Origin of the sequence: Negativicoccus succinicivorans (assembly GCF_018373335.1) — a bacterium.
Taxonomy (GTDB): domain Bacteria; phylum Bacillota; class Negativicutes; order Veillonellales; family Negativicoccaceae; genus Negativicoccus; species Negativicoccus succinicivorans_A.
Genome location: NZ_JAHAHH010000062.1, coordinates 1 through 7,761, shown reverse-complemented (window position 1 = coordinate 7,761; position 7,761 = coordinate 1). Strand labels below are relative to the sequence as shown.

Sequence of the window (7,761 nt, the reverse complement as noted above, 5' to 3'; positions counted from 1 at the left end):
ACTCACCGGCGTAAAACTCGGCATCATTTCCGTCGGTCCGGATCGTGAACAGACGATTGACCTCGTCAACGTACTGTAAACGTATAAAAAAGAACGCGCTCGCGCGTTCTTTTTTTGTGCCTGTTTTCCGCGCGCCGAAAGCGTGTTTTTATACTCTATATAAACAGCCATGCGTCGGCGCAAAATACAAGCCGCGTAATCGTTCCTATCCGCTTCAACACCGGCTTGGCCAATCCGAAGGCAAGTTCTTGCATGTAACTTTTACTCGTCAAGCGCATTGTCAAGCGGACTTTTTATTTCATACGCGCAAGCATTTTGTCGCGCTCACAAAAGTATATTGTATACAAAGTACGAATGATCAGGAGCATTTATCTCCGTTTTGTTCCGATTCATTTTTCTCACAACTCCCTAAACACAAGCAAAAGATCCTTTATCCCCAAAATATTTTTTGCATATTATTTCAAATCGTTCGACCCGTTCTAAATTATGTATACAGTATTTTTCAGTATATGCTATTGTTATTCAGGCCTTCACTTTCTATAATGATACCTGTACAAAACAATAGCAAAGGGGAGAACGACATGAAACATTTAGGTTTATCGGCGCGCATTTTCATCGCGCTCATTTTGGGGGTTATCGTCGGGCTGATGTTACAGGGTAATCCCACCATCGCGACCGCTTGGATCAAACCGCTCGGCATATTATTCCTGAACTGTATTAAGTTGATTATCGTTCCGCTCGTATTCGCCTCTTTGATCGTCGGCGTGTGCGGTTTGGGTGACATCAAACGTCTCGGCGCGATCGGCGGCAAAGCATTCGGCTTTTACATGCTGACGACCGGTTTCGCCGTCACGCTCGGTCTGGTGCTCGCCAACGCGTTGAGCGTCGGCGCGGGCTTCGTGCTGCCGGCTGGCGAACTCAGCGTGAAAGTGAAGGAAGCACCTTCGATCGCGTCGGTATTGCTCGGTATTATTCCGACGAATCCGATCAAAGCACTGGCGGAAGGCAACATGCTGCAGATTATCTTCTTTGCGCTGCTCTTCGGTTGCGGCATCCTCGCCGTCGGCCAAAAAGCGCAAGTCGTGGAGCGTTTCTTCACCGGCCTCGCCGAAGTCATGTACAAAGTCACCGCGTGGATCATGCAGCTCGCACCGATCGGCGTGTTCGGTCTGATCGTGCCGGTTGTCGCGGCAAGCGGCGCGGCGGTCCTGTTGCCGCTGATGAAATTGATCGGCGTGGCGGCGCTGGCGAGTCTCATTCATATCGCCGTTATTTACGGCGGCTTGGTGCGAATGCTGGGTAAATTGAGCCCGCTGACATTTTTCCGCGCCGTTTTCCCTGCCATGGCGGTGGCCTTTACGACTTCGAGTTCCTCGGGCACATTACCGGTGTCCATGCAATGCTGCGAAGAAAATTTGAACATCGATAAATCCGTTACCAGTTTCGTATTGCCGTTGGGCGCGACCATCAACATGGACGGCACGGCGATTTATCAGGGCGTTTGCGCGATCTTCATCGCGCAGGTTTACGGTATCAACTTGGATATCGGTCACCAATTGATGATTATTCTGACGGCGACCCTCGCTTCCATCGGTACCGCGGGCGTTCCGGGCGCCGGCATGATCATGCTCATGCTGGTCCTGCAAACCACCGGTTTGCCGTTAGAAGGCATCGCGCTTGTCGCCGGCGTCGATCGTATTTTGGATATGATCCGCACCTGCTTAAACGTCACGGGCGATATGACCTGCGCCACCATTGTCAATCAATGGGAAGGCAAAAATATCGCGCAGGAAAATACGGAAAGCGAAACGAGCATCAATGAAGAAGCTGTCGCATTATAAATAATCCCCTTTTTCAAAGGAGAGCCCGCGGGCTCTCCTTTTGATTTCGCAAAAATAAATCCTTTCAACACTATATCGAAGATTTTGACAACAGCGTCAAAATCGGGTAAAGTAGTATAAAGAATATTTTCAATATAAAATCATGCGATTGGAATTTGCGATTTTTACCGGTGAAGCGCCGAACAAAGACAATGCGCTCCCGTAAACGCTTCGGACCGAAACCCGTGAAGCGAATCGCAAACGCCGGAAGAGTCTGCCCCATCGGTTGCGCCGACTTGCGCACGCATGCGCGGAGCGCGTCGCTGCAGATCATCCCCGCGACCGATACAGAAAGGAATTTTGACATGGAACTCACTTACAAAACCTACGCCGATATTTTCAAAGCATTGAGCGACGAAACCCGTCTGCGCATTGTCGATATGCTTTCCTGTAGCGAATTATCCGCCTGCGATATTTTGCAAAGTTTTTCGCTCTCGCAGTCGACGCTGAGCTACCACATGAAAATTCTTGTTGAAGCGGGTGTCGTCAAATCCCGTCGCGAAGGTTTATGGACGCGCTATTCGATCAATGAAGAGCGTTTCGATGAGTTGTTGCGCTTCTTGCCGCAACTTTTCCGCGAAAAAGACAAATGTATATGCCAGCAGATTAAGTATTGTAAAGAGGATGCGCAAGTTTGCGATTTCGAATAAAAAACCGCCTGGAGGCGGTTTTTTTGTGCGCATTTGACGAATAACCGGAAGTGCAGCGCGTTATGGCAAATTCATATGCGTAAACAGCAAAAAATACGCCCCTATCCCAAAAATTTTATAGCCGTTTTTATTCTTTATCATGCTATAATAATACCAATATATAAGCTTTGTAAATATAAGCTTAGTAAGGGTTGTGAGGGGTGATGTTGTGAATATTGTATTGGCACTTTTGGTAACCGTCTGGGTGGCCTACTTCATTGTGAAGCGCTATAAACCGCAGACCATTTTATTCATCGGCGGCATGTTCCTGATGCTCGTGTCCGTCATTGCAGGGTACGGGGAAATTTTCCCGGCCGGTAAAGGCAGCACCGGTTCTTTGCTTTTTGATCTCTTTGAATTTATTCGTTCGGTGCTTTCCTCGCGCGCCGCTAAACTCGGCTTGAACATTATGGCCGTCGCCGGTTTCGCCCGCTACATGGACCACATCGGCGCGAGCCGCGCGCTCGTCAACCTGACGATCCAGCCGCTCTTGCGCTTAAAATCGCCGTACCTCGTTTTGTCCGCCTGCTGGGCGCTCGGCATGGTGCTCGGTCTGGCCATTAACAGCGCGTCGGGCTTGGCGATGCTCTTGATGGTAACGATGTTCCCGATCCTGGTAGCGCTCGGCGTCAGCCGCCTTTCGGCCGCGGCCGCGATTGCGACCACGCTTTGCCTCGACTGGAGCCCGAGTGACACCGGTACGATTTTCGCGGCGGAACTTTCCGGCATCGATCCGGTAATGTACTGGCATGATTACCAGGTGCCGGTAGCGCTCTGCGTCTTCCCTGTCGTCGCGATTTTGCATTATTTCACCCAGAAATACATGGATAAACGCGACGGTCACGTAGTGCAACCGATGCGCAAAGAAGATGTCGAAGTATCGACCGAGAACGTGAACTTGGACAATGCGCATCCGCCGCTTATTTACGCGCTGTTGCCGATCGTTCCTTTGGCTTTGATTTTGGTCTTCAGCCCGTTGATGATTCCCGACATTAAGATGGACATCATCAAGGCGATGCTCATCGGTACCGCCGTCGGCATGCTGGCGCAGTATATCCGTACCCGCAACGGCAAGCAGGTAGCGGAAGAGTTACAAATTTTCTTTGACGGCATGGGCCGTCAGATGGCCAACGTCGTCACGTTGATCGTCGCCGGTGAAACGTTCGCCCGCGGCCTCATGGTCAGCGGCATGATCGACGCGCTGATCTCCGGCACGCAAAACAGCGGCTTCGGCGCGATCGCGCTTTCGCTCGTCATGATCGCCATCATCGGCGTGTGCGCCGTCGTTATGGGTTCGGGTAACGCTCCGTTCTTCGCGTTCGCCAACCTCGTTCCGGATATCGCCGCCAAGAGCGGTATTGCCGCGGTAACGATGGTCTTACCGATGCACTTTATCGCCAGCTCCGCCCGCGCGATTTCACCGATTACGGCCGTTATCATCGTCGTCAGCGGCATGGCGAACATTTCGTCGTTCGATCTCGTCAAACGTACCGCGATCCCGATGATTGGTTCTTGTATCACACTCGTGCTCGCGAACTTCTTGTTGTTCTAAAACGAAAAGCACCGCAACTGCGGTGCTTTTTTATTGGACGTAGTACGTTCTCTCGGGAACCAACGCGCATCACTTTCCTACCGGCTTGCTCGAGTTCAAAACGCAGATAAAGCGGTCATTTCGCTCTGCTTCTTACTCGCCCTAAAGTTTATCGAGCCATAAAAAATACGCGCTTAAGCGCGTATTTTTTATTTCTGTCAGCGGCGAATGCGCATGATCGGCGCGTAAATCAACGCCAGCACTATCAAATTGATGATCGCGTCCGGAGGAATTACCGTCGCGTTATACGTAATCGAGTACCACCAGGGGTTCATGCCCGCCGGCGCATACGATCCGAACACGATCGCGCCGGACAGCACGGTCATCACATAGCGGCCGAACATCGCCAGCGTCGACCAAACCAACGCGCTGGCGCGACTATGCTCTTTCGCGTAGCCCGCCAGACCAAGCGCGGCGTAAGCAAGCAGGTAATCCAAAATAATGCTCAGCGGATGCAGGGAATATTTTGCCCCCAACAGGAAATGCAACAACCCGTACGTCAAACCGCCCAGCATGCCGACTTTCGGTCCGCGCCGCAGCGCCAATAATAAAAGCGGTACCATATGCGCCGCGTGAATCGATCCGCCCTGCGGCATGCGCCAAAAGACGATCATCCCCAAGAGCAAACTCAATGCGATGCAAAGACCGCTTTCCGTTAATACACGTGTCGATAATTTCATTTTTCTCTCCCTTCTTTGCGGCAACGCCCGCCGCTCCGACGGGTGTGCTCCCTACGCAGGTCTTAACCTACAGGTTCAAAGGGTCGGACCTTGTCCTCTCAACCGCGTACGCAGTTCCCCCGCACCATTAGAATCAGTATACCGAGCGGGCCCGCGCTTGTCAAAGAAAACACGCGCCGTAAGCGGTTGTCGCGACGCCAATTCGCATAAAACCTCAAAAAATGTTATAATATTAGTATTCTTTGTATGTATTTATGCATACTTCGGACCGGTTTACATACTTATTTGACAATTGTCAGCTACGAAAGGAAGTGGTCGTATTGATTGAATTTGACCATATTACGAAACGTTACAAAGGAACCGAAGTATTACGCGATGTCACTCTCACCATTCCCGCGGGGGAAACGGTTTGCCTAATCGGTGAATCCGGCAGCGGCAAGACGACGCTGTTGAAAATGATCAACCGGCTCATTCAACCGTCATCGGGAGAAATTCGTATTGACGGCGAAAATATCGCGAAAAAAGATGTGCTCGCGTTGCGGCGCAACATCGGCTACGTCATTCAGCAAACGGGACTTTTCCCGCATATGACGATTGCCGAAAACATCGAAGTCATTCCGCGCGCGCTGAAAATGCCGGTCGAGCAGATCAAAGACCGCACGGCGCACCTCTTGGATATGGTGGGCTTGGACGCGGAGCATTTTCTGCATCGGTATCCGTCGGAACTGTCCGGCGGTCAGCAGCAACGCATCGGTGTCGCCCGCGCGTTTGCCTGCGATCCGAATATTATTTTAATGGACGAGCCTTTTTCCGCGCTGGATCCGCTCACGCGCACGGCGCTACAGGACGAAGTCAGCTCGTTGCAAAACAAATTGCATAAAACGATCGTCTTCGTCACGCATGATATGGACGAAGCGATCCGTCTGGGCGATCGCATTTGCATTATCGACAAAGGCGTGATCGCGCAGTATGACACGCCGGAAAATATTTTGAAAAATCCGGCCAATCAGTTCGTCGCCGATTTCATCGGTAAAAACAGAATCTGGAATTCTCCGGAACTGATCCGCGCCGAAGACATCATGGTCACCAGCGCGCATACCTGCGGACCGGATCTGACCGCGTTCCGCGCGCTGGAGCGCATGCGTCGGGCGCACGTCAACGGTCTTTTGGTCATCAATCTGCGCACGCGCGAGCTGCTGGGCTCGGTTTTTGCGCAGAAGTTGCGCGCATTGGATGATCTGCAAACGCCGGTCGCCGACGTTATGGAAACGCATGTGGAAACTGTCTCGCCGTCGGATACGCTGGTCGACACCTTGACGAAAATCAACGCGCACGACCTCTACTATATTCCGGTCGTCGATGAAAAACATTCGCTGCTCGGCCTGATTACGCAGTCAAGTCTTGTCACGACGCTTTCCCAGCAGTATATCGAAGATGAGGAGGTGCAAGCATGAGCGGTTTTACCTCCTATGTCACCTCCAATTGGTCCTACATTCTTTCTCTTTTGTGGGAGCATATCGAATTAACCGCCATTGCGGTCGCGATCTCGGTCCTCGTGGGCGTGCCGCTCGGGATTTTGATCTCGTACCAACGCAAACTGCAGTCGCCGGTATTACAGTCGGCGAACATCATGCAGGCGATTCCGAGCATGGCGCTGTTGGGCTTCGCGATTCCGTTTTTCGGGATCGGTCGTCTGCCGGCGATTATCGTCGTTATTTTATACTCGCTGCTGCCGATTATTAAAAACACGTATACGGGCATTTCGCAAATCAGTCCGCAGATGCGTGAAGCGGCGATCGGCATCGGTCTTTCACGCTGGCAGGTATTGCGCAAAGTCGAATTGCCGCAGGCTTTGCCCGTCATCATGGCGGGCGTGCGCATCAGTTCGGTCACCGCGGTCGGCCTGATGACGATCGCGGCCTTCATCGGCGCGGGCGGCTTGGGTGATCTCGTCTTCGCCGGCATTCGCACCGTCGATAACAACATGATCCTCGCGGGCGCGATTCCCGCCTGTATTTTAGCTCTGTCCGTCGATTACATCTTGGGTCGGGTCGAACAGCTCGTCACGCCGATCGCCACCCAACTTTCGCCGACAACGGATCGTCAAGCGGTCATCGGCCGCCACCGTCGCTCTAAAATTCTGATCGCGTCGCTGGCGATTTTACTCGTGCTCGGCGGCGGCTACGCCGGCATCCGGCAAGCGTTCGCTCCGAAAGCGGATGTGGTCGTCGGCACAAAAGATTTCACCGAAAACATCCTGATGGGTCACATGATGGCGGAAATCATTGAAGATCATACGGGTCTGAACGTAGAACGACGCATCAATTTAGGCGGCACCAATGTCGCGTTTGAAGCGCTCAAGAGCAAAGAAATCGATCTTTATCTTGATTACACGGGCACGGTCTACGTTTCGCTTTTGAAAAACGAACCGATCAGCGACATGCAGCGGGTGTACGAAGAAGGTAAAGCGGGACTCGCGCCGCTTTCCATCACCATGCTGCCGCAGTACGCGTTCAATAACACGTACGCGCTTGCGGTACGTCCGGATTTCGCGGCCGCGCATAACCTGGAAACGATCAGTGATCTGCGCGCCGTCGCGTCAGATATGAATATCGGCACGACCTTTGAATTCAAAAACCGCCCCGACGGTTTGAACGGCATGACGCAAGCGTACGGTCTGTCATTCGCCGACGCGCTCGGCATCGACAGCTCCTCGCGCTACATCGCCATTAACAACGATGAAGTCCAGGCGATCGACGCGTTCATGACCGACGGTCTTTTGAAGAAATTCAACCTGAAAGTACTGGAAGACGATCGGCATGACTTCCCGCCGTACTACGCGACGCCGCTTCTGCGTACGGAAGTCGCCGAAGAGCATCCGGAAGTGGTGGACGCGCTGAATGAACTCGCGCCGCTCCTGA

7 protein-coding genes and 1 riboswitch are annotated in these 7,761 nt (G+C 52.5%); of the genes, 5 read left to right on the top strand and 2 right to left on the bottom strand.

What is annotated here, in order from left to right:
- On the bottom strand, nucleotides 1–183 hold a 183-nt coding region (locus KH813_RS05280; RefSeq protein ID WP_303994159.1), incomplete at its 3' end, for a hypothetical protein.
- Nucleotides 184–581: 398 nt separating this feature from the next.
- Between KH813_RS05280 and KH813_RS05275 the strand changes: the two genes are divergently transcribed.
- From KH813_RS05275 to dcuC, 3 genes are all read left to right on the top strand, one after another.
- The gene (locus KH813_RS05275) at nucleotides 582–1,841 is read left to right on the top strand and encodes a dicarboxylate/amino acid:cation symporter (RefSeq protein WP_303994156.1); all 1,260 of its coding nucleotides are present in this window, start codon (nucleotides 582–584) and stop codon (nucleotides 1,839–1,841) included.
- Between the two features lie 344 nt (nucleotides 1,842–2,185).
- Nucleotides 2,186–2,530, top strand: coding sequence for a helix-turn-helix transcriptional regulator (locus KH813_RS05270; RefSeq protein WP_303994162.1), 345 nt, complete (start codon nucleotides 2,186–2,188; stop codon nucleotides 2,528–2,530).
- Between the two features lie 208 nt (nucleotides 2,531–2,738).
- A complete protein-coding gene (dcuC, locus tag KH813_RS05265) occupies nucleotides 2,739–4,121 on the top strand; it encodes a C4-dicarboxylate transporter DcuC (RefSeq protein WP_303994153.1) in 1,383 nt (460 codons plus the stop codon).
- Nucleotides 4,122–4,318: 197 nt separating this feature from the next.
- On the opposite strand, the gene thiT is transcribed toward dcuC, so the two are convergent.
- Nucleotides 4,319–4,840, bottom strand: a complete 522-nt coding sequence (thiT, locus tag KH813_RS05260) for an energy-coupled thiamine transporter ThiT (protein ID WP_303994150.1) — start codon at nucleotides 4,838–4,840, stop codon at nucleotides 4,319–4,321.
- A gap of 31 nt (nucleotides 4,841–4,871) precedes the next feature.
- Nucleotides 4,872–4,971: riboswitch (TPP riboswitch) on the bottom strand.
- A gap of 189 nt (nucleotides 4,972–5,160) precedes the next feature.
- Between thiT and KH813_RS05255 the strand changes: the two genes are divergently transcribed.
- Both KH813_RS05255 and KH813_RS05250 read left to right on the top strand, forming a co-directional pair.
- Nucleotides 5,161–6,294: an ABC transporter ATP-binding protein gene (locus KH813_RS05255; protein ID WP_303994148.1), complete on the top strand. Its 1,134-nt coding sequence runs from the start codon at nucleotides 5,161–5,163 to the stop codon at nucleotides 6,292–6,294.
- Nucleotides 6,291–7,761, top strand: a 1,471-nt coding sequence (locus KH813_RS05250; protein WP_303994146.1) for an ABC transporter permease/substrate-binding protein, incomplete at its 3' end; no start/stop codon positions are given. The genes KH813_RS05255 and KH813_RS05250, both read left to right, overlap by 4 nt.